We start from the raw sequence: 21,848 nt of genomic DNA, 5'->3' as shown, positions 1-21,848 counted from the left end.
CGCGCCGGTCACGCAACCACAAGGGACGCACATGAATTCCGAACGACCACATGGCGCGACTGCCATTTCGCCAGCCGCCGCCATCGTCATCATCGGCGCGGGCCAGGCCGGCGGCTGGGCCGCCCAGACGCTGCGCAGCGAGGGTTTCACCGGCCGGCTCGTGCTAATCGGCGACGAGACCCACCCACCGTACGAGCGGCCATCGCTGTCCAAGACCGTGCTTGCCGGTGAGGCGGCACCCGCCAGCACCTGGCTGCTCAAGCCGGAGGCGTTCGAAGCGCTGAGGCTGGAATGGTGGGTGGACTCACGGGTGGTCCGCATCGACCGGGGCGCGAAGTGCCTGGAGATGTCCGACGGAGAGTTGCTGTCCTACGACAAGCTGATCCTGTGTACCGGTGGCAAGGCGCGCGCGCTTGCTGTCCCGGGCGCGGATACGACCCCGAGCTATACCTTGCGCACGATTGGCGACGCCTTGTCGCTGGCGCCCGAGCTTCGGCCGGGCCGCAGCATCGTCGTCATTGGCGGCGGCTGGATCGGGCTGGAAGTCGCCGCCACCGCGCGGCAGAAAGGGGCGGAGGTAACCGTCGTCGAAGCACAAGGCCGCCTGTGCGAGCGCACCGTGCCGCCGGAGATCTCCGGACACCTGCTCGGGCTGCATGGTGCGCACGGCACCCGCGTCATGCTCGGCGCCCACATCACCGGCATCGCGCAAGGCGCTGATGGCCTGTCCGTCGTGACGCTTGCCGATGGCAACACGCTGACGTGCCACGCCATCGTCGCGGGTGTGGGTCTCGTGCCCAACGATGCGCTGGCGCGTGACGCCGGGCTGGAATGCGATGGCGGCGTGATCGTCGACAAGAGCTGCCGCACTTCCGACCCCGATATCCTCGCCGCGGGAGACGTGGCAGTGACACCGAACCCATGGGCCGGCCGGCACTTGCGGCTGGAATCCTGGCAGAACGCCCAGGAACAGGGTATCGCCGCGGCGCGCGCGGCGCTCGGCCTCCCCGTCGACTATGCGCCCCTGCCGTGGTTCTGGTCGGACCAGTACGGCATGAACCTGCAGATCTACGGCTTTCCCCTGCCATCACATCGCGTGGTGGCACGTGGCACGCCCTCCGGAGACAGCTTCTTGCTGTTCCATCTCGATGGCGACGACGTTGTCCAGGCTGCGGTCGGGGCCAATGCGGCGCGCGACCTCCGCTTCGCACGCCGCCTGATCGAGCAGCGCAGGCAGGTCGATCCCGACCGCCTAGCCGACCCGAATGTTCCCATGGCCAGGCAGTAACCCACTACATAAGAAAAAACACCGGAGACAAGCCCCCATGTCGCAAATCGACGTCCACAAACTGGCCGACGAGGCCTCGTTCAATCGCTTCCATGCGCGCGTGCTGTGCTGGTGCGCGCTCATCATCATCTTTGACGGATACGACCTGGCGGTCGTGGGCATCGCGCTGCCTTCGATCATGAAGGACCTCGGCGTGGCACCGGCTCAAGCCGGGCTCATGGTCAGCTCTGCCCTGTTCGGCATGGTGTTCGGCGCGATCTTCCTCGGCACCCTGGCAGACAGGATCGGCCGGCGCTGGACAATCGCGATCTGCGTCATCCTGTTCAGCGTCTTCACTGCTGCGGCCGGCCTGGTCAGGGACCCCGTGCTGTTCAGCGTGGCACGCTTCCTTGCCGGGCTCGGCATCGGCGGCGTCATGCCCAACGTCGTCGCGCAGATGACGGAGTACGCACCGAAAAGGATGCGGGCGACGCTTGTCACCCTGATGTTCAGCGGCTATGCCGTCGGCGGGATGCTGGCGGCCATCCTCGGCAAGGGCCTGATCGAAACGTACGGCTGGCAATCGGTCTTCCTCGCCGCCGGCCTCCCCGTCCTGCTCGTTCCCGTCATTCTCAGGTCGCTGCCCGAATCGATGCCCTTCCTGCTGAAGAAGGGCGACCACGAAGCATTGCGGCGCATTGTTGCCAGCCTCGCACCGACCCGCCGGTGGTCCAAGACGGATGGATTCGCCGTGGCGGCCCAGGACAATGCCGACAGCGCGCCGATCCGGCATCTGTTCCATGAGGGCCGCGGCTTCAGCACCCTCATGTTCTGGATCGCATTCTTCATGTGCCTGTTCATGGTGTACGCGCTGAGCTCATGGCTGACCAAGCTGATGGCAGCCGCGGGGTACAGCCTGGGCTCCGCGTTGACGTTCATGCTGGTACTGAACATCGGCGCGATGATCGGCGCCGTCGGCGGCGGATGGCTTGCCGACCGGTATCACATCAAGTACGTGCTTGCAGCGATGTATGGGCTGGCCGCGATCTCGATCACGCTCCTCGGGTTCAGGCTGCCCGCCGAACTGCAGTATCTCGTGGTGGGCCTTGCCGGCGCCTCGACGATCGGCACCCAGATTGTCGCGAATGCCTACACCGGGCAGTTCTATCCGACCGCGATCCGTTCCACCGGACTCGGCTGGGCGCTGGGCATCGGTCGCAGTGGAGCGATCCTGGCGCCAATCGTCATTGGCGTACTGGTCGCCATGAACCTGCCGCTGCAGCAGAACTTCATTGCGATTGCCATGCCTGCCGTGATTGGCATGGTCGCAGTCCTGCTGATCGATCACGGGCGGTCGGCATCGGCGGTTCACTACGACCACGCCGGAGCCGAGAGAAACGAGTCACCCGTCAGCCTCTCCATCGCGGACCGGAACTAGTACCAAACCGGGCGGGTGCGTCGGTCAGCCGTTGCGGCCGAGACCATTTCCAGATGCTGGCGCAGAGGCGAAACGCCGTCGACCACCCCCCGGCTCTTGCGCAGCGATGGCGCACCGCCCACACGGCCCCTGTCAATGAAGCCTTGCCGCAGCCCAGCGTCACCGCAATGTCCAGGGCCGGCCAACCGTGCCTTGCTCAAAGGTCAAGGTTCTCTGCCATGTAGTCGCGCAGGTGCCGGCCCACTGCATCCATGATTGCCTCCGACGCCTCTCTTGCTTCCTGCTCCTTGCCAGCGGGAATCCAGGTGGACTCGACCTCGACGAGGGTCCCTCGGCATTCACGTGCTGCCCGCAAGTCCCAAACATAATGGGCAACTGCCAGGGAGATCGCGGTGGTCTCGGCCTCCTGCCTGAACAGCATGCGAGCGGCAACCTCCATCGCAATGCGACGTATGACATGTCCGGGCATATCTCGCTCCGTTTGAATCTTGTCGTTGCACATATTGTTCCACGCCCCCCTACACAAAGGACTAGTCGATGAAAGCGTTGGCTTGCCTGATGACCGGGGTCCATCTCGCTATCTCGTTCCGCAACTGCGCGGACAACGCTTGCGGAGCGGCGCGCTCTGCCGACACCGGTACAGCGCCAAGCTTATGCATTCCCTCACGGAACGCGGGATCGCTGACCGCGTCCTGCAGCGCCTTGACCAGCTTCGCAACGACCGGCTTCGGCGTGCCCCTGGGGGCGTAGATGCCATGCCACACCGTGACCTCGAAATCGCCCAGCCCCTGCTCCCGCAGGGTGGGCAGCTTTGGCAATGCAGCCAGCCTCAGCGACGTCGTGCTGCCATATGCCTTGACTCGACCGGTATTGATGGGTTGCAACGTGGTGGTTACCTGATCGCAAAGAAGGTCGACCTGCCCACCCTGGATGTCGACCATTGCCGGCGCCGCGCCCTTGTACGGAACGCTTGTCATCGCCGAATGCAGCTGGCTCATCAGCATCAGCCCGCAGAGATGTGATGCCGTACCGATGCCCGCATTGGCGAGATTGATCTTCCGCTGGTTGGCCGAGATGTAGGCGCGCAACTCGCTGAATCCGGTCGGTGTCAGGTCTGGACGGGCAACCAGCGTCATCGGGACGTCGGCGACGAGCCCGATATGTTCGAAATCCCTGGTCGGGTCGAACCGGAGCGATTTCGTCAGCGCTGGCAGGGTCGCCATGCCGATGTTATGGATCAACAGCGTATAGCCATTGGGCTCGGCCCGCACGACCGCCTCCGAGCCGACGATGCCGCCAGTGCTGGCACGGTTCTCCACGACAACGGACTGTCCCAGCGATCGGCCCATTGCGGCCCCCAGGTGGCGCGCCACGACGTCCGTCGGCCCGCCTGGCGAGAACGGAACCACCAACGTCAGCGGGCGGGTTGGAAAGGTTTGCCCAAAGGAAGAACTGCATGCCAACAATCCGATGGCGAGTGCTGCAACGTACCTCATGGCCTGTCTCCTTACGACATGTTTTCTTTTGTGACAACTGCTCTGCCTCCCACACCACCATGATCTTCAGTCGTGGTTTCGCATGGTGACGAACTCCTCCGCAACGCTGGGATGCAATGCAACGGTCTGGTCGAACTCACGCTTGGTGATGCCTCGCTGCAGCGATATCGCCCCCATTTGCACGATTTCCGCGGCATCGCGCCCCAGCATGTGGAGGCCAAGGACCCGGTCACTGCGCTTGTCGACGACCAGTTTCATCATGACGCGCTCGGGGCTTCTGGCCAGCATCGCCCGCATTGGCCGGAAGTTCGCGCGGTAGACAGTGATTTCGGGATGCGCGGCGCGCGCCTGCTGCTCGCTCATCCCGACACTCGCAATCTCAGGCGTGGAGAAGACTGCCGTCGGCGTGAAACCAAAGTCCGGCGGACCCGACTGGGATGCCCCAAACAGCGACTGTGCAAGCCACTGTCCTTGCCGTATGGCGACCGGCGTAAGGTTCAACTGGCCGATCGCATCCCCAATGGCGTAGACACCGTCCACCGACGTTGCGTAGCGGCTATCCACGGCGATGGCACCGTTCGGATGCAGCGCGAGTACGCCGCCCGCAGCAGCTGTGTTTGGCAAGCGGCCGGTCGCGTTCATGACAACGTCGCAATCGAAAGACTGTCCTGCGTGATCGGTCACGCGATAGCCCACCGTCAGGGTTTCGATGCGGCGAACCTGGCAATTCAATCGCATTGAGATGCCCTGCTCATGGTACGCGGCAAGGACGCCGGCCTGCACATCGGCATCGAATCCCCGGAGAACCGTCTGGCCTCGGTGAAGCACCGACACGTCGGCACCCAGTCCCCTGAAGATGCCAGCGAACTCGAGCGCGATATAGCCGCCACCGATGATCGCCACGCGGCGCGGCAGTTGCGGCAGTCCAAAAACCTCGTCCGACGTGATCGCATACTCTGCCCCTTGCATGCTCAGGGGCGCAGGCGCTGCACCGGTTGCGACAATGATGTGCCTGGCGAACACCCGCTGGCCCGATGCAAGACGCACACAGCCACTGGCCTCGACCGACGCGCTCTCGTCAAAGATCGTGACCTGGCTGCTATCCAGGCCCTTGCGGTACAAATGCTCGAGGCGGAGCACTTCTTCCGAGATGCCGTCGCGCAGCGCACGCCAGTCGTGGCCCTTGGCCTCAAGGTTCCACCCGAAGCCGATCGCGTCCATGGCTTCCGCCCGGTAGCGACTGGCCGTGACGAGAAGCTTCTTTGGCACACAGCCACGAATCACACAGGTGCCGCCTACCCGCGATTGTTCCGCGATCCCGACCCGCGCGCCGAGTGCGGCGGCAGTACGTGCCGCTCTCACTCCGCCGGAGCCAGCGCCTATGACAAACAGGTCAAAGGTATCCATGTTGTCGTCCACGGCGGTCACCGTGCCATTGCGGTGTCTTCCGTCGGCGCGCTCTCCGGTTCGAGCAGCCTGTCCCGAACCAGCACACCTTCGGCATACAGGGCGTCGATCTCGTCGTCGCCGAGGCCCGCAAATTCCTGCAAGATCTGTTCGTTGTGTTCGCCGAGCAGGTCCGCCTTCAGGGAAGACGAATACTTCCAGGCCGAAAATCTCGCCGGCGGCCCCGGGATCTGGAACTCGCCGACGTAAGGATCACTGACCGTGCGCACAACGCCGCGCTCCCGCAGGTGGGGATGCTCCATGGCCTCGCGCAGGGTGAGGACTGGCGCGCAGGGGATCCGTTCGCGCTCCAGTGCCTTGATGGCCGCGTCCCTGGTCGGAAACGTACCGAGCCACGACTCCAGGATCTCCTTCAGTTGCGCGTTGTTGTCACGGCGCAGCGCCGCAGTGGCAAAGCGGGGGTCGGTCAACAGGTCATCGCGCCCCAGCGCCGACACGAATTGCTCCCATTGGTGCGGGAGCGTGGCCAGCGTGAGGTACGTACCGTCTGCGCAACGAAAGATGCCAGTCGGGCCACCGTCGGGATGCTGCGATCCCGTGCGCGTCGGTTCGTAGCCTTTGCGAAGGCTCAGGCGCGGGATGGCGACCTCATGCATATTGAAATAGGTATCGAGCAGTGATGTTTCGATGTACTGCCCTTCCCCGGTTCGTTCCCGATGCAGCAGCGCGAAGCCGACCGCCATCGCTGCGGCGACGCCGGTTGATGCGTCGCCGATGGCCATGGTGATCAGTGCGGGATTGCCGGCAGCCTCGCCGATCAGGTCGGTCACGCCGGCGTACGCCTGCGCAACATAGTCGTAGCCCGGCTTGTTCGCCAGGATGCCCTGCTGGCCGGCAAGGGAAATGGAGCACATGACAAGCCGCGGATTGATCGTCTTCAGCACCTCATAGCCGAGACCGAACCGGTCCATCACGCCCGGCGAGAAGTTCTCGACGAGTACGTCGAACTGCGTGATCATCCTGAGAACAAGCTCGCGTGCCTTTTCGCTTTTCAGATTCAGCGCGAGGCTCTTCTTTGAGTGGTTATGCTGGACAAAGTAGGTGCTTTGGGAGCAGCGCTTGTGTTCGGGCTTCTGACTGCGCAGACCGCCGACGCGCGTACGATCGCCAAACGGCGCAAGCTCGAGCTTGACCACCTCCGCGCCCATTTCGGCAAGGATGCGCGTGCAGGTCGGGCCTGCCACGATCTGGGTAATGTCCAGCACGCGGAATCCGGTGAGCATCGGTGTTTTGATTTGCGGCATGTGCCTCTCCTATCGCGTGGAGAACTGGTTCTCGCCAAACAGGTTGTCCCACCGGTCGCCGCTGGGCTTGGCGCCTGTCTTGTCCACCTTCCCCGCCAGTACGCCAACACCACGTTGAACCGCCGGACGTTCGCGCACCGCCGAGTACCAGCGCTGGAGATGGGGAAAGTCCGCGATGTCCTGGCCCTGCCATTTGTGGGCGCGCAGCCACGGATAGGTGGCCATGTCGGCAATCGAGTAATCGCCCGCCAGGTATTCGGAATCTGCGAGACGGCGGTCAATGACCGTGTAGAGGCGACGCGCCTCCCTCGTATAACGGTCGATTGCGTAGTCGATCTTCTCTGGCGCGTATTTGCGGAAGTGATGTGCCTGCCCGAGCATCGGCCCGACGCCGCCCATCTGGAACATCAGCCACTGCAGGACCTCGTACCGTTTTCGCGGGTCCTGCGGCATGAACCGGCAGCCGGCTTTCTCGGCTAGGTACACCATGATGGCCCCCGACTCGAACATGGAGATGGCCTGTCCGCCAGGGCCGTCATGATCGATAATGGCGGGGATCTTGTTGTTTGGGCTGATGGCCAGAAACTCCGGCGCAAACTGCTGCCCCTTGCCAATATGGACGGGTATGACGTTGTAGGGCAGCGTCAGCTCTTCAAGGAGGATGGAGACCTTGTAGCCGTTCGGGGTGCTCCAGAAGTAGAGGTCGATCATCTCGGTAAGGTGGCTCGTTGCTTGTGGAGCCATCTTAGAAATGTCACGGCCGCCGCGCCAATACCGTGTCCCGCTTGGGGCATGTCGAAAACTTATGGCTGTCCCACCCCAGCCGCCGCGCCTTACCATTAGCCATGGAATTCCGACAACTGAAGTACTTCGTACGCATCGTCGAGCTTGGAAGTGTGTCGCGGGCGGCCGCAGACCTGTACACCGCCCAGCCCGCGCTCAGCCAGCAGATTGCGAAGCTCGAGGACGAGCTGAAAGTGAAGCTGCTGGCCAGGAGCGCGCGAGGCGTCGTTGCAACCGAGGCAGGCGATGTGTTCTATCGCCACGCGCGCGCGATGCTGCGTCAGGCAGAGCTGATGAAGAAAGACGTCCAGCATGCCGGCGAGCATCCGCAAGGCACTGTTTCGGTCGGGCTTCCAACCAGTGCGGCAACGATACTTGCGCCCCGGCTTCTTGCGGCTGCGGGCAGGCAGTACCCGGATATCCAGCTGCAGATTACAGAGAGCCTCAGCGGTCACCTCCAGGAGCTGGTGGTGAACGGGAGGATCGAAATGAGCCTGCTGTTCGAGCGCGTGGACGGATCCGGCGCGGTGCGCGAGAGCAGGCTGGGAGCCCATCTTGAGGTAACGCCGCTGCTGACCGAGAGCCTGATTCTGCTTTCGCCCCTGCAGCCGGGCAAGCCGCCCCCCGAAGAGATCGCCATCGCGGAAGCGGCACGGCTGCCACTGATTCTTCCCGGCAAGGCCAACATCACGCGGCAGATTATCGACGAGGCCTTCGAAGCCGCGGGCCACAAGCCCATCGTGTTGGCGGAGCTGGATTCCCTTGCGACGATTCGTGCTGTCGTCGCAAGTGGCGTCGGTTCGACGATATTGTCGCCTTCGATCCCGGGCGGCACCGAAGGACTTGCGGCACAACGGATCGCAGGTGCTGCGTTGCAACGGCGGCTTTCACTTTGCACGTTCGACATCATGCCGCTGAGCTCCGCCGCGCGCCGGATCATGGAACTGATTCGCGAGACCGCGCTGGCGCTGGTCGCCGAAGGCGCATGGCCCGGCGCCGCGAAGATCGACTAGCCATACGGAATCGCAATACCGCTACCACGAAGTCCTATTGGCCGGGTGTCCTGTTGCATGGCTAGACTGGCCGTGCGTCTAAACAGGCAAACGGCAACCCATGACCAAGCGGATTCTCGATGGCGTCAAGATACTTGACCTTACCCGGTTCTTCTCCGGCCCTCAGTGCACCCTGTTCCTGGCCGGACTGGGGGCGGAAGTCATCAAGATCGACGATCCGGATGTCGGGGATCCGACCGCTTTCTCTCCGCCGTTCGCCGGCCCGCACGGCGTTTCCTTCGAACGACGCTCCCAGCAGGACATGGGTATCGCCTACCTGAAACGGGCGCGTTCAAAGAAATCGACCACCCTGAACCTTAAGAGCGCGGAAGGCAAGGCACTCTTCATGCGAATGGTCAGGCGTGCCGACGTCGTGGTGGAAAACTTCAGCGCCGGAGTCGCCGACCGCCTCGGCCTCGGCTATGACGTGCTACGTGAAGTCAATCCATCGCTGGTCTACTGCTCGCTGACAGGTTATGGCTCTACCGGCCCCGCAAGGAACCTCAAGGCCTATGACCTCATGGTGCAGGCGGCCGTTGGCTTGATGAGCATCACGGGCCAGCCGGATGCGGGTCCCACGAAGGCCGGCTCCCCGCTCTCGGATGCCATTGCGGGACTGTTCGCGGCATTCGGAATCGTGGCTGCCTTGAACTATCGGCAGCGCACCGGCCAGGGACAGTCGGTGGATGTGTCCATGGCCGACTGCCTGCTGTCCCTGATCCTCGACGAGCCGCTGGATTGCTATCGCGAACTGGGGCTGTCGTTCCAGCAGGGCAACCGGATCATGCGGTTCTCTCCGTTCAATGCGTACCAGAGCGCTGATGGCTGGGTGACGCTCGGCACGGCCAGCAACGACGACTGGCGCACACTGCTGGACGTGATGGGACGTTCCGAACTCAAGGATGACCCCGACATCATGTCCATCGCATGGCGCTTGTCGAACAATGCGGCGGTTGACCAAATCGTGTCGGCATGGACGCTGTCGCTGACCACGGCGGAGATCGAGCAACGGATGCGGTCCGCCAGGATTCCATGCAGCCCGGTTCGCACCATCGACGATGTGCTCGCCTGGGAGCAGATTGCCGCGCGCAACATGGCCGTGTCGCTGTGGAACCCGCTTGCCGAGGCGAAGATGAATGTAAAGGCTGCGTCTTTCCCGTTGCGATTTGGCAATGCGGAGGTCGGCTATGGCACGCCTGCTCCCGTACCGGGAGCGCACACCGAAGAAGTTCTGCGAGAGATGGCCGGCGTGGATGCCGCCGAATTTGAATGGCTGCGGGAACGCAGGATTATCTGATTTCGATACGACGGCGTCTTCAGGCGTCGTCCTGCTTCTGCCGCGCTGCGCAGGCGCAACGCCCGCAATGTGATGGTCCGGTTCTTCACCAGAGCCCTGTACCGCCACGGCGACAGGACCGAGACTAAAAAAAAAATATTGCCTGCCCGACGGTAGGAGCCTAACCGCCGGAGCAGGCTGTGCAGGCTGTGTACCGCTGGCCTACGCAACGCGCGCAAGTTCGTCTTCCATGAAGTCCAGACGATCCTTCCCCCAGAACATCTCGTCTCCGACGAACATCATGGGTACGCCAAAGACGCCACGCTCGACGGCCGCGTCCGTGCTTTGCGCGAGCTCGGCACCGATTTCCTCGCTGGCGGCAACCCCTTCGAACCAGGCGAAGTCCACGCCGAGAGATTCCACGATCGGCCGCAGGCCGGCATACTCGACGATGCCGGCATCGCCACGCTCCCAGTACGCTTCCATCACGCGTTCGACGAACTCCAGCTCCAGGCCTTTGCGCCGCATCGCAAGCGAGCCGCGCAGAACCCTGCTCGACTTGATCGGAAACTGCCTGGGGATCTGGAACGGAAGATTGTACTTTTCCGCCCAGCGCATCAGGTCGCGCTTGCGGTAGCGGAGCTTCGCCTTCGGCTCCTTCATCAGCTCGTAGTCGCTGTTGCGGAAGACGTACCCCAGGTTGTAGGGATGCAGGACGAGTTCTGCGTGATGGCGCTCAAGGATCGGCTTGATCAGCTTGATGGCGAAGTAGGTGTTCGTGCTGCCGACATCCCAGTACAGGTCAACTCGTTTCTTGTCCATTTCGACTCCTGTTGAATGAAACAGTGTTCAGTCTATGGATGCGACGGTTGCCTGACTAATATGGAATGGCGATTCGGGTATATCGGAAAACTATTGGCGCGCGCCCATGGCAAGCCGGTGCCAAGGGCGCGCTGAACGGGCAGTCGCCGCGCAGCGAGTGCCGAACCGGGCGCCGGCGCTTCAGTTCACCGACGGAACCACAGCATCGACAGCCCGCACGCCACCACCAGCAGCAGGACCGAGGCCGCCGCCAGCAAGGCACTGATCTCGACTTCCCTGCGCTCGAGCGCGAAACGGGCGCTCAGCTGGCGGTACACCCGCGTCAGGTCCGCGGCCGAGCCAGCCTGGAAGTACTCGCCGTCAGTGAGAGTCGCGACCGCGCGCAAGGTGGGTTCATCCAGCTGCATGTGGTGAGACAGGCTCGACGCTGACAATCCCGCGTCCTGCGCCGTACCGAAGCCCACGGTATAGACGCGCAAGCCGCGCTGGGCAGCCATGCGCGCGGCGTCCAGAGGGTCCGGGCCGGTGGTGCGGCGACCATCGCTGAGCAGGATCACCGCACCGTGCCGGTAAGAGCCGGGCAACGCCGCCGGCCGCTCCCGGTCGCGCTTGCGGACCGCGTCCGCCGCGGCGGCTTCTGTCAGCGATCTGCCGCCCGGCCCGGGTGCGAGCGACTCGCCGCTGAAGAGGATCGCTTCCAGATCGATGCCATCGTCGGGGAACAACACCGCCAGCGCCTGGATCAGTCCGCTGCCTGTCGCCGTCCCGCGCTGGAGCTGGAAGCGATCGATCGCGTCGAGCATGTCCGCCCGGTTGTCGGTGGGGGGCAGCACCACGGTTGCCGTGGCGGCAAAAGAGACAATGCCCAGGCGCACGCTGGCCGGCAGCCCGACGATGAGATCCCGCGCTGCCTGCTGGGCGGCGCTGATCCGGGTGGGCGCGACGTCGGTCGCCTCCATGCTGCGGGAGGTATCCATGGCCAGCACCAGGGTGATGGTGTCGGACGGCAGCGTGATGGTCGCGGCGGGACGGGCGCAGGCCAGCAGGGCTGCGCCCAGCGCGAGCAGGAAGAGCAGCGGCGGAATGTGACGCCGCAGTCGTTGGTAACGACCCAGCGCGGCGCGTGGCAGCGCAAGACTGGCATACAACAGCGCAATTTTCTTGCGCCGCGCAATCAGGTACAGGTAAGCGGCTGCCAGCAGGGGGAGCAAGAGCAACAGCCAGAGCATTTGCGGCCAGAGAAACTGCATGCCCTGCTCCTTGGCGCGTGGGTAGGACGATGGCTCTAGTGTAGTTTCGCCGGCGGACGAGACAGCGCAAGTGGGTGTTGGTGACGACCGCCGAGCCATTTGCCGCAACGCCACACATTCCTCACGTATTGCGGGTGGCACCGGGCTCGCTGCCAGAGGGCCTTTTTCATGCGAACGTCATGAAAGTCATGTTGCTAGGGCTGCTGAGCGCGTATGCTGGGATTGCCACCTTGGCAAACAACCCACCAGGAGCAAGCCATGGCCAAGAGTCAACTACGCAGCACCCGCGAAGCGAAAAAGCCTAAGCAGCCCAAGAAGCCATCGGTCCCGGCAACCCCGTTCAGCACGGTTCACTCGAGGGTTGGGAACGAAGGTGCGGCCAAGAAGAAGTCATGAATCGGTTGGCCGCCGACACGCGGCATAGTGATCGCACGCATCGCACGCATCGCACGCATCGCACGCAGGGAATCTCTCATTGAAAGCGCAGACCGCTTCGGGAGGCGCATCATGATCCACCACAACACGGACCCCACCTTTCGCGGGCTTCCACTCACCGCCGAGCAAGACTCGGAAATTCGTCACTACCTGAACAGGAAGGCCAGGCTGGGCAAGCCATGGAATACGCCTGAGTTGCGCGGGATGCTTGAGGACATGCTGCTGCCACCGAGTGCAGAGGACGACATCCAGAGCGACATCCCGCGGGACGCATTGGCCGCCGCCGAGCGCGCTGCAGCGTTCGTGGACCAGGACATGGAGCCAATCGAGGCGTATGAGGAATTACATGCCGCGATGGAAGCCGAGAGCATGAAAGGAGATACGCACTAGCGGGAGCGCTTCGCGCTGGTAGTGAGCGTAGCAACCCGCAGAACGCAGGACGACAACATGGCACTTAGTTTCCCCAACCCCAGCCGCAGCTATGACGAGGCCAGGCATGGCGTGTGGTTCTGGGGTTATGACAACGCACGCGAGATTACCTTTCTTGTGGAAGACCGCGTACTGAAGAATTTCGACTCCACCCTCGGTTCTGACGAAGCCGGGGCACTGGCCTCCTTCGACCGGCATCGCAACGAGATCCTGAAGATCGCCATGGCCCTCTATGCCGAGGGGCAGCAGACTATCTACACGCTGCACTAAGGCTGGCCGCCATTCCAGACCGCTCGATCGGATCCTGGATCTGCCGGTACGCGCGGCCAATTGGATCTGCCAGCCTGCACGGCTAGCTGGCAGATCCGCCAGCGTGGCTCAGCGCGACATCATCTGCCCCATAAAAGCCTCGATCTGCGGCATCGTCACGTAGCCACTTCGCTGCGCGTCGATCTGGTCAAAATGCTTCGCAACCATCGGCATGCCGGCGGCCGCCTGCTCGCGCGTCAGCTTGCCGTCGTGCGTGGTGTTTGCGCTGGCAAAGCGGCTTTGCAGTTGCTGCATCGCACGCTCCATGCGCGGGTTGGCTGCAGCAGGCATTTCTACGCTTTGCGCGAATGCACCAGCGGAAGCCAGGCACATGGCGAGCACTGCAATCATCTTCTTCATGATGTTTCTCCGTTTGCCGGCCCCTGCCGGCGTTGTGAATTCAGATCGGCTGCCGATCCAAGAATAAGGTGCACGGATACGCATACGGCACCCGTGCAGTGGTTTGGCAATATCACCGCACAAAGTAGACAGGGCGAGATGCGACGTAGACGGTACGCGGCAGCGGCGCGGCCCTCACGACCACCGTCGGCAGCGGCGCCGAGGCCACGACCACCTTCGGCGCGGGCTTGACGACCACCTTGGGCGGCGGCGCGACCACCACCGCCGACGGACGGACATACACGGTAGCCGGCGCGACCACCACGGTCGAGGCAAAGGCCTGGGTGCTTGCCAGCAGGATCAACGTACCGGCGGCTGCGCCAAGGACGCGGGGGAAGCGGGGGAAGCTGGAGAGGCGGGAGAAGCTCGAGGTCATCACAGGTCCTTCAGTTTCGGTTTCAGCCGGCCGGTGCAGCGCGGCAACGGACCGAACTATAGGTGCGAGGCACGCGAATTTCGACGTGGAAAACATGTCGCGGTATTACACGGCCGCGGCCTCGCGAGGCATGACATGTGGCGACATATTTCCCACATGGCGCTGGCCGCGATCGGCCACTACATTTGCCTCACCGACGCAGCAATGCCAGCTCCGACAAGCACGCAAAGCAAGGCGGCACCTCTCACCACACTGGACGATCATGCACAACCTCCACAAGATCACCCTCTTCGCCACGGTCTTCGTCGTGGCGATCTCACTGGTCGAGGCCTTCTTCCTGGCACGCAAGGCCCGCCAGCAAGGCAAGACCTACCCCTGGCATGAAATGGGGCTGTCGCTGGCCGACATGGTCGGGCGCAAGCTGATGGCACTGCTGCCGCTGTCGCTGGCCACGCCGATCTTCGCGTTTGCCTGGCAGCACCGCATCTTCACGGTCGAGATCAACAGCGCGCTGGCCGTGCTGCTGCTCTTCCTCGGACAAGAGTTCTGCTACTACTGGTACCACCGCGCCTCGCACCGTATCCGCTTCTTCTGGGCAACGCACGCGGTGCACCACTCGCCGAACGAACTGACGCTGGGCACCGCCTATCGCCTCGGCTGGACCGGCAAGATCGTCGGCGCCTCGATGTTCTTCGCCCCGCTGGTCTTCCTGGGTGTTCGTCCGGAAGTCGTGCTGGCTACGCTGAGCCTGAACCTGCTGTACCAGTTCTGGCTGCACACCACCTGGATCCCCAAGCTCGGCTGGTTCGAGAAAGTGTTCAACACCCCGTCGGCGCACCGCGTGCACCATGCCTCGAACGTGGATTACCTGGACGCCAACTACGGCGGCGTGCTGATCATCTTCGACCGCCTGTTCGGCACCTACGTGGAAGAGCGTGAAGACGAACCGTGCCGCTACGGCCTGGTCCACCCGACCACCACGCAAAACCCGTTCGTCAACCAGTTCGAACACTGGATCGGCCTGGGCAAGGACATGATCAACGCTGGCAGCCTGCTGAATGCGATCGGTTACCTGCTGATGCCTCCGGGCTGGGCACCGGATGGCAAGGGCCAGACGACGGAAGCCCTGCGGCAGCAGCAAGCAATGGAGCGTGCTGTGGCGGTCAGCGCGAGGTAGACAGGCAGGGCGGAATGAGAAGAAGCGGGCAGCGCAGGCTGCCCGCTTTTTTTATTACACTGAGCCCTCGGCCCGTATTTTGTACCCGAACTTCGACACGTTACCCGCTTCCGGAGAGACCCCCATGAAGGCCTGGATTGCAAAGTCAGTTGGAGCGCTTGGTTGTGCCATGGCATTTCTTGCGGGTCCGGCGAGCGGCGCCGAACCGGCTACGCTGGTCATTTCGGCCGGTACGCAACAACGCAGCTGGACAGTCGATGCGCTGCTAAATGACCGTCGGCTGACCGACGTGACGGTCGACGACGACAACCTGAAACGAAGGCTGACGTTCAGGGCGATTCCGGTCGCCTCCCTGCTGCGCGGCATGCCCGCGGAAGCCGGCGCGACCGCGACGACAGCGGCCAGCGATGGCTATGTCTCTCACCTGCCGCTCCGGATGCTGCTTGCCGATAGCGCCGACGCGCCGCGGGCCTGGCTGGCGGTAGAGAATCCCGCGAAGCCGTGGCCGAAGCTCAAGGGCCAGGGTATCGGGCCGTTTCGCCTGATCTGGACGCTGCCATCGGGGCGCGCCGCGTCCGTGGTCAACGAGAGTCATTGGACCTACAACATCGTACGCATCGATATCACCGCATCGCCCGCGGAGCGCTTTGCGGCCATCCGGCCCGCCTCCGACCAGCCAGCCGATGGCCCCGTCATGCGCGGCTTCGCGACGTTCCAGCGCGTCTGCTTCTCCTGCCACTCGCTGAACAAGGTTGGCGATGCTCACCTTGGCCCGGATCTCAACGTACCGTACAGCGCGGTGGAGTACATGGGCGACGACAAGCTGGCCAGGCTTATCCGCGACCCGCAGTCACTGCGCTGGTGGCCCGGCGCGCGCATGCCGGCAATCGGCGAAAAGACGCTATCCGATGCTGACCTGAAGGACCTGCTGGCGTACCTGCATCATATGGCCGGGCGCAAGGGATCCTGAGTCGGCGCGTTCCTACTGCGCGGGGGCCACCGACGCGCCCTGAATGCCATGCCGCCGCAGGGACGAGGCAACAAAGCCGCTGGCCTTCATGTCCTCGACAAACCGGGCCAGCACGGCGACGGCAGCATGGCTGCGCGCCTTGGGCAATCCCATGGCCTGCGCGATGACCATGAACCGTCCGGGCAGCAGCCTCAGGCCACGCACGCGTTCCGCGTCAGCCTCCAGCTGTTGCCTGACGCCGGCCGCGACGTCCAGTCCCTGCTCGATAAACACATCCACTACCGTGGGAGACGTGGCAGCGCGTACGATCTCGGCGTGCCTGAGTTCCCTCGTCAGGAACAGGTCATAGGCACTTCCCTTGCCCACCGTGACGCGCCGGCCTGGCTGGTCGACTTCGTCGTTGGCCTGGATCGCAGAGTGTTCGCGCACAAGGTATGACCCTTCGATGAGCACGTAGGGCGCGGTGAAGGCAATACCGGCGCCTCGCAAGGGATCGATGGCGAAGAAGCCGAAGTCCGCCTGCTCGTTCGTCACCGCTTCGACGGACTTGCCGGCGGCATCGAAAACGATCAGTTCCAACGCCAGCCCCAGCCGACGCGCGAACTCGCGTGCCAGGTCAATCGAGACGCCAAAAGGTTGCCCGTCGGCGCCCAGGTTGGCGAGGATAGGATTGCCAACGTTGATCGACGCCCGCAGCACGCCCTTGGGCGCCAACTCGGCAACAACGTGAGGGCTGGCCGCGGCAATGGAATTCGAAGAGGTCATGGTGATTGGATGTTCGTCCGGGGAACAGCGCGGCAGCACCCTGCTTGTCCGTGCCGCGCGCAGGTTCGCTCAAGCCGCAAGTTTGCCGGCGTGATGCTTCAGGAGTGACAGGACGGATGCGTCGATCGTAATGCCCTGTTCGCGCAGGCGCGCCATGTTAGACAACTCGATCTCGCCGGGAACGATCACGGGCTTGCCTTCCTCCGCAGCGGGACAGCCGTGCAGGATGGCCGCGAAGTCCTTCATGCGGTCGGCGAGCCATTTTGCGGATCCCAGCCGGCGGGTGTCGATCAGGATAAAGAAGTGCCCCAGGTTCTGCGGCTCGTCCGGTGCGTCGACCCAGGATTTCACGTGTGTCAGGTAGGCCGCGTCGGACAGCAGGCCGGCGAACAAGTCCACCACCAGCGCCAGGCCGTAGCCCTTGTGCCCACCGATTGGCAGCAGGAAACCGTCCAGCGCGGCGGCCGGGTCCGTGGTCTTGCGGCCTTGCTTATCCGTGGCCCATGTATCCGGGATGGCCGACCCCGCCTTGAGCGCATTGCGGATCTTGGCACGTGCGACCACGCTCATTGCCATGTCGAGCATGAAGTGGGCGCCGTTGTGACCCGGCACACCAAAGCCAAGCGGACTGTTGCCAAGGCGAGCGTCACTGCCACCCCAGGGCGCGATGGTCGTCGTGGCATTGCTGCCGATCATGCTGGCGAAGCCCGCCTCTGCCGCGATATGGCAGTAGGGCGATACGGGGCCGAAATGGTTGCTGCCTCGCACCAGCGCCATCCCGATACCGCACTCCCCGGCCACTTCCATGGCGGCCCTCAGCCCCTTCATTCCGACCAATGGGCCCACGCCATTGCCCCCGTCTACCCGCACGAGCGCGCTGGCAACCCGTTCGACCTTGATCGCCGGCCGGGCGGCAATGCCGCCGACTTCCAGTCGCTTGCCGTAAGACTCGATCCGGCTCAGGCCGTGGGTGGAAAGTCCGAAAAGGTCGGCCATCACCAGAAGATCGACAACTTCATCCGCATCGGCGGCGGTCAGCCCCAGGCCCTGGAACGCCTGGCTGCCCAGGGCGCGAAGCGCAGCTTCCGGCAAGGTTGCGCGGCTGTCAGTATGTACATTCATAGAATTACCCAATTGTGCTGGTACAGCGAAAGATGGTGGAAACAGGGAGAAACTGGTGCCGGAGGTCTAGTCGGCCCTGACATTGGCGCTGCGAACCACGGCACCCCAGCGATTCCGCTCGGCCTGGATAAACCGAGCAAAGTCCTCAGGGCCTTGCCCCATCGGTGCGCTGGAATCCTCGGCCAGGCGATGGCGTACCGCGGGACTGTTCAGCGCCTTCACGGCTTCCGCATGCAAGCGCTCGACCACCACGGTTGGCGTTTTGGCCGGGACCAGCAGGCCAAACCACTGCGAACTCTCGAAGCCCGGATAGCCCTGCTCCGCCACGGTCGGAACATCGGGGATCGTGGGAAGGCGCTGGGCAGCGCCCACCGCCAGGATGCGTAGCCGGCCGGCTTTCACGTGAGGAAGAAATCCGGGAAGCCCTGCTGCGGCAGCGTCGATATTGCCGGCCAGCAGATCCGTCATTTGCGCACCGGTCCCCTTGTAAGGGACATGAAGAAGATCGGCGTGCACCGTGACTTTCAGCATCTCGAAGGCCAGGTGACCGGCGCTGCCGTTACCGGCCGAGCCATAAGTCAATTTGCCTGGCTTTGCCTTTGCCAGTGAAACAAAAGCAGGCAATGACCTGGCATTCACGCTCGGGCCAACCGCAAAGACCATTGGCACCTTGGCCAACAGGGTCACGGGCGCATAGTCCTTTCCGGGATCGTAGGGCAATCGGGGCAACATGGCCGGATTGACCGCCAGCGTGCCGACGTGTCCCAGCACCATGGTGTAGCCATCCGGCGCCGCACGCGCTGCGTCCTGCATGGCGACAATGCCCTGGCCACCGCCCTTGTTATCCACGATCACCTGCTGCCCCAGGCCCCTGGACATTTCCGCCGCGATGGCGCGCGCGATAACATCGGAACTACCTCCCGGCCCATAAGGCACGATCAGCCGTATGGGCTTGGCTGGCGTCCACGCCTGAGCCTGCGCCTGCGCAGGCATCGGCATTCCCATGCAGGCCGTCGCGACGCAGAGCGCCAGCATCAGTCCATGGCCTGGCCGTTCACGACGTGCCGGGGAACGTGAAAGTGCACGCCCAGGTGCTGTGATCGTATCGGGTTCTTCAAGATTCATATGCTCTTCTATAGAGATGGATTTCGTGATCAAGCCAGGCCACACATTGCTGCGAGGTTGTCTCCCCCCTCGCAGGCGACCACCAGACGTCGCTGATCTGTGAGGCCATGATCTACGCCGCCAATTTCCGTGTAAAGTGCAAATATTCGATGGATTCTTGCGTATAGCACATGAATTTCGACCTGGCCGATTTGCGCGCGTTTCTCGCCGTAGCCGACCTCGGCAGCTTCCGGGCCGCTTCGGAGGTACTCTTCCTTTCGCAATCAGCGCTGTCACGGCGCGTCGACAAGCTGGAGGAAGCGCTTGGCGTGGAGCTCTTTGTCCGCACGACCCGGAAGATCGAGCTGACCGCCGTTGGACGTGCATTCATGTCCAAGGCGCGCAATGTCCTGAACGACTTGGAAGAAGCAATGCTCGGCATCCGCGATGTTGCCGAGAGACTGTCCGGAGAGGTCACGTTCGCGTGTGTTCCCTCGGCGGTCGGGTACTTCCTGCCATCCGTCGTAGCGGAATTCCATCGGCGCTACCCGCGCATCCGGCTGCGCGTGATGGATGAATCGTCAGCCGACGTCTTGCTCGCGGTGACTCGCGGCAATGCCGACTTTGGCCTGACTTACATCGGCACCCAGGAAGCCGACATCGAGTTCAAGGCGCTGATGGAAGAGGCCTTTGTCGTGGCGTGCCAGGTCGGCCATCCGCTCGCAGCCAGGAAGAAGCTGAACTGGTCGGAACTCGGCCAATACGACTACATCACCCTTGCGCAAGGCAGCGGCAATCGCTTTCTGATCGATCAAGCGCTCGCGCGCGTACCCGCCAAGCCTCGCTGGTTCTGTGAAGTCCATCACGTGCCTGCGCTGGTGAGCCTGGTACAGGCGGGTCTTGGCATTGGCGTGGTGCCGCGGATGGCGCTGCCGCCGGAAGGGCACAAGGCATTGACGGCGATCCCGCTCACGGAACCACGGGTGACGCGCACGCTGGGATTGATAACGCGGCGAGGCCGCGCGCTGCCGGCCGCCGCGAAACTGCTCTACGACCTTTTGGTTGCGTCAAAAGGCGCAGGGGGGAAGGCAACGCCCGTACGCAGCAAGAAAACCTCACCTCCCCCGCCTGGCCTGGGTTTCAGCTAGGTTTTCTCCGGCATCGCCGACGAATGATGGCTTGTGATCAGCCATTGCGAACCAGTCCAGCGATAGGTGTACGTATAGCGAGCCTTAACGACGGCGCCCGTTCGTGCGAACGTGAAGGTATAGATGCCGGCATCCACCGCGTAATTGCAGCCCAGCTCAATATTGCGGAAGTCGATTTTTCCGGAGGGTCGGCTTTGCAGGAATTCTTTGAAATAGTCCAGCTTCTCGGCGGGGGTCAGGCGCGGCTTGTTGGATACCGTCGGCAGCAGGATCGACCGTTCCGCATAATTGGCCACCACCTTGTCGGGATCGCCTGTCTGCAGTGACTGGTTCCATCGATCAAACAGCGCGGCGATTTCCTGCTCTGAAGTCTGCTTGCAGGATTCCGTGCGGGATGCCTGTGGATTGGCCGGCGATCCCTGGTTCATGGCGCATCCGGCAAGTGTGAAGGCCAGGGCGGCAACGCAGGTCAGCTTCATGGCTAGCTCCTTGGATTTTTTGGTTAGAGCCAGAATGCACGCAATGCAGTATGGACTATCCCGCAGGGGTTAGCCATGTCTGCATCGTGCCGGCGCAGCGGAGACAATCCACCTGTTAAGCGACGCCTTAATTCATGCGACGGTGCTAAGCCTGCGCTGCTCCTGCCCGAAGGTCCGTCATGATCTGCTCGGCAAGGAAATCGCAGGGCGGACGCTTCGACTTCGCGCTCCGTGCAAGGATGAGTTCAAGCGGAGGCAGGTCGGGCAAGCCATGCGCCTGTCCCAGCACGGCCAACTGCTGTGGAATCGCGCATCGGGCCAGCGCCGCGACGGCCAGGCCAGCCTCGACCATGCTGAGCAAACCCAGCAGGCTCGGGCTTTCATACGAAGTTCGATGCGGAATCCGTGCCCGATCCAGGCTGCGGATCGCGTTCTCGCGCGCCACGCTCCCCGGCATGAACACGGCAATAGGCAACGGCCTGTCCTCCCAGACCTGCGGCCCGTTCGCCATGGCGGCCCACGCCATCGGCTCGTACCGGATGAAGTCGCCAGACAAGCCCTTCACGCGCGTGCCGCAGACCAGGTCGACCGTGCCGTCCTTGACCAGCGGTGCGAGCGCGCTGCTGGGCAGGCCGACTACCTGGATCTGCACTTTCGGATACGTCGTCGAGAACTTCTTCAACACCGAGGGCAGCAGCGATGACGCGTAGTCGTCGGGCACGCCGATCGCTACCTTACCCGTCACCTCGGGCCGTACGACCGCGGCCCAGGCTTCGTCGTGCAGGGCCAGCATGCGCCGTGCGAAGCCCAGCAGCACTTCACCCTCATGCGTCAGCACAATGCTGCGCGGCCGCCGCACGAACAAAGGCCGGCCCAGTGCCTCCTCAAGTGCCTTGATTTGCATGCTGACAGCGGACTGCGAGCGGTTCACCGCCTCTGCGGCCCGCGTCATGTTGCCGGTCTCGGCGACGGCGACGACCGTGGCGAGAACGTCGTGGTCAAGCATCTTCATAAGTATCAGAAAAACTGAACGCAACAAT

The 21,848-nt window shown here is 63.3% G+C and carries 23 protein-coding genes; 9 read left to right on the top strand and 14 right to left on the bottom strand.

The annotated features are described in order from the left end of the window. The first annotated feature begins 31 nt into the window (after positions 1-31). Entirely contained in the window at positions 32-1,288 is a 1,257-nt protein-coding gene (locus LPA45_RS27350) for an NAD(P)/FAD-dependent oxidoreductase (RefSeq protein ID WP_317922853.1), read from the top strand. A 37-nt stretch (positions 1,289-1,325) separates the two neighbouring features. After that, positions 1,326-2,705 (top strand): MFS transporter, encoded by a 1,380-nt coding sequence (locus LPA45_RS27345; RefSeq protein WP_317922854.1) that lies wholly within the window; start codon positions 1,326-1,328, stop codon positions 2,703-2,705. Between the two features lie 196 nt (positions 2,706-2,901). Here the strand turns inward: LPA45_RS27345 and LPA45_RS27340 are convergent, their stop codons facing one another. The 5 genes from LPA45_RS27340 to LPA45_RS27320 form a co-directional block, all read right to left on the bottom strand. Then, entirely contained in the window at positions 2,902-3,207 is a 306-nt protein-coding gene (locus tag LPA45_RS27340) for a hypothetical protein (RefSeq protein ID WP_317922855.1), read from the bottom strand. 28 nt (positions 3,208-3,235) lie between these two features. Then, entirely contained in the window at positions 3,236-4,201 is a 966-nt protein-coding gene (locus LPA45_RS27335; RefSeq protein ID WP_317922856.1) for a tripartite tricarboxylate transporter substrate-binding protein, read from the bottom strand. A gap of 66 nt (positions 4,202-4,267) precedes the next feature. Then, positions 4,268-5,620 carry a glutathione-disulfide reductase gene (gorA, locus tag LPA45_RS27330; RefSeq protein WP_317922857.1) on the bottom strand — a complete coding sequence of 451 codons (1,353 nt, stop codon included), beginning with the start codon at positions 5,618-5,620 and terminating at the stop codon, positions 4,268-4,270. Between the two features lie 5 nt (positions 5,621-5,625). Next, on the bottom strand, positions 5,626-6,912 hold the full coding sequence (locus LPA45_RS27325; RefSeq protein ID WP_317922858.1) for a CaiB/BaiF CoA-transferase family protein: 1,287 nt from the start codon (positions 6,910-6,912) through the stop codon (positions 5,626-5,628). A 9-nt stretch (positions 6,913-6,921) separates the two neighbouring features. After that, positions 6,922-7,623 (bottom strand): glutathione S-transferase N-terminal domain-containing protein, encoded by a 702-nt coding sequence (locus LPA45_RS27320; RefSeq protein WP_317922859.1) that lies wholly within the window; start codon positions 7,621-7,623, stop codon positions 6,922-6,924. Between the two features lie 134 nt (positions 7,624-7,757). Between LPA45_RS27320 and LPA45_RS27315 the strand changes: the two genes are divergently transcribed. Both LPA45_RS27315 and LPA45_RS27310 read left to right on the top strand, forming a co-directional pair. Next, on the top strand, positions 7,758-8,708 hold the full coding sequence (locus tag LPA45_RS27315) for a LysR substrate-binding domain-containing protein (RefSeq protein ID WP_317922860.1): 951 nt from the start codon (positions 7,758-7,760) through the stop codon (positions 8,706-8,708). 100 nt (positions 8,709-8,808) lie between these two features. Beyond that, positions 8,809-10,044 carry a CaiB/BaiF CoA-transferase family protein gene (locus tag LPA45_RS27310; protein WP_317922861.1) on the top strand — a complete coding sequence of 412 codons (1,236 nt, stop codon included), beginning with the start codon at positions 8,809-8,811 and terminating at the stop codon, positions 10,042-10,044. A 201-nt stretch (positions 10,045-10,245) separates the two neighbouring features. Here the strand turns inward: LPA45_RS27310 and LPA45_RS27305 are convergent, their stop codons facing one another. Together LPA45_RS27305 and LPA45_RS27300 are read right to left on the bottom strand one after the other, a co-directional pair. Continuing rightward, a complete protein-coding gene (locus tag LPA45_RS27305) occupies positions 10,246-10,845 on the bottom strand; it encodes a 2-hydroxychromene-2-carboxylate isomerase (protein ID WP_317922862.1) in 600 nt (199 codons plus the stop codon). Between the two features lie 185 nt (positions 10,846-11,030). After that, positions 11,031-12,095 (bottom strand): VWA domain-containing protein, encoded by a 1,065-nt coding sequence (locus LPA45_RS27300; RefSeq protein ID WP_317922863.1) that lies wholly within the window; start codon positions 12,093-12,095, stop codon positions 11,031-11,033. Between the two features lie 507 nt (positions 12,096-12,602). Here LPA45_RS27300 and LPA45_RS27295 point away from each other — a divergent pair. Both LPA45_RS27295 and LPA45_RS27290 read left to right on the top strand, forming a co-directional pair. Further along, complete coding sequence (locus LPA45_RS27295; RefSeq protein ID WP_116318991.1) at positions 12,603-12,920, top strand: hypothetical protein; 318 nt, start codon at positions 12,603-12,605, stop codon at positions 12,918-12,920. Positions 12,921-12,977: 57 nt separating this feature from the next. Continuing rightward, a complete protein-coding gene (locus LPA45_RS27290; RefSeq protein WP_116319304.1) occupies positions 12,978-13,229 on the top strand; it encodes a DUF1488 domain-containing protein in 252 nt (83 codons plus the stop codon). A gap of 108 nt (positions 13,230-13,337) precedes the next feature. Here LPA45_RS27290 and LPA45_RS27285 read toward each other — a convergent pair whose 3' ends face one another. Together LPA45_RS27285 and LPA45_RS27280 are read right to left on the bottom strand one after the other, a co-directional pair. Beyond that, positions 13,338-13,628: an EF-hand domain-containing protein gene (locus LPA45_RS27285; protein ID WP_116318992.1), complete on the bottom strand. Its 291-nt coding sequence runs from the start codon at positions 13,626-13,628 to the stop codon at positions 13,338-13,340. 112 nt (positions 13,629-13,740) lie between these two features. Beyond that, on the bottom strand, positions 13,741-14,043 hold the full coding sequence (locus LPA45_RS27280; protein WP_116318993.1) for a hypothetical protein: 303 nt from the start codon (positions 14,041-14,043) through the stop codon (positions 13,741-13,743). A 262-nt stretch (positions 14,044-14,305) separates the two neighbouring features. Between LPA45_RS27280 and LPA45_RS27275 the strand changes: the two genes are divergently transcribed. Both LPA45_RS27275 and LPA45_RS27270 read left to right on the top strand, forming a co-directional pair. Further along, the gene (locus tag LPA45_RS27275; protein WP_317922864.1) at positions 14,306-15,220 is read left to right on the top strand and encodes a sterol desaturase family protein; all 915 of its coding nucleotides are present in this window, start codon (positions 14,306-14,308) and stop codon (positions 15,218-15,220) included. A gap of 124 nt (positions 15,221-15,344) precedes the next feature. Then, on the top strand, positions 15,345-16,190 hold the full coding sequence (locus LPA45_RS27270; protein ID WP_317922921.1) for a cytochrome c: 846 nt from the start codon (positions 15,345-15,347) through the stop codon (positions 16,188-16,190). Positions 16,191-16,202: 12 nt separating this feature from the next. On the opposite strand, the gene LPA45_RS27265 is transcribed toward LPA45_RS27270, so the two are convergent. The 3 genes from LPA45_RS27265 to LPA45_RS27255 form a co-directional block, all read right to left on the bottom strand. Then, positions 16,203-16,955, bottom strand: a complete 753-nt coding sequence (locus tag LPA45_RS27265; RefSeq protein WP_317922865.1) for an ABC transporter substrate-binding protein — start codon at positions 16,953-16,955, stop codon at positions 16,203-16,205. 69 nt (positions 16,956-17,024) lie between these two features. Beyond that, on the bottom strand, positions 17,025-18,077 hold the full coding sequence (locus LPA45_RS27260; protein WP_317922866.1) for an Ldh family oxidoreductase: 1,053 nt from the start codon (positions 18,075-18,077) through the stop codon (positions 17,025-17,027). A gap of 66 nt (positions 18,078-18,143) precedes the next feature. Beyond that, a complete protein-coding gene (locus tag LPA45_RS27255) occupies positions 18,144-19,202 on the bottom strand; it encodes a tripartite tricarboxylate transporter substrate binding protein (RefSeq protein ID WP_317922867.1) in 1,059 nt (352 codons plus the stop codon). 170 nt (positions 19,203-19,372) lie between these two features. Here LPA45_RS27255 and LPA45_RS27250 point away from each other — a divergent pair, with 170 nt between their 5' ends. After that, complete coding sequence (locus LPA45_RS27250) at positions 19,373-20,329, top strand: LysR family transcriptional regulator (protein ID WP_317922868.1); 957 nt, start codon at positions 19,373-19,375, stop codon at positions 20,327-20,329. Here the strand turns inward: LPA45_RS27250 and LPA45_RS27245 are convergent. Both LPA45_RS27245 and LPA45_RS27240 read right to left on the bottom strand, forming a co-directional pair. After that, complete coding sequence (locus tag LPA45_RS27245) at positions 20,326-20,808, bottom strand: SgcJ/EcaC family oxidoreductase (RefSeq protein WP_116318996.1); 483 nt, start codon at positions 20,806-20,808, stop codon at positions 20,326-20,328. The two genes, LPA45_RS27250 and LPA45_RS27245, sit on opposite strands and share 4 nt — an antisense overlap. A 145-nt stretch (positions 20,809-20,953) precedes the next feature. Further along, a complete protein-coding gene (locus tag LPA45_RS27240; RefSeq protein WP_116318997.1) occupies positions 20,954-21,820 on the bottom strand; it encodes a LysR family transcriptional regulator in 867 nt (288 codons plus the stop codon). Positions 21,821-21,848 lie beyond the last annotated feature (28 nt).

Source organism: Cupriavidus sp. Agwp_2, from assembly GCF_040784895.1.
Classification (GTDB): domain Bacteria; phylum Pseudomonadota; class Gammaproteobacteria; order Burkholderiales; family Burkholderiaceae; genus Cupriavidus.
Note: the sequence above shows the minus strand (reverse complement) of the source record. Positions and strands in the feature narration are given on the sequence as shown.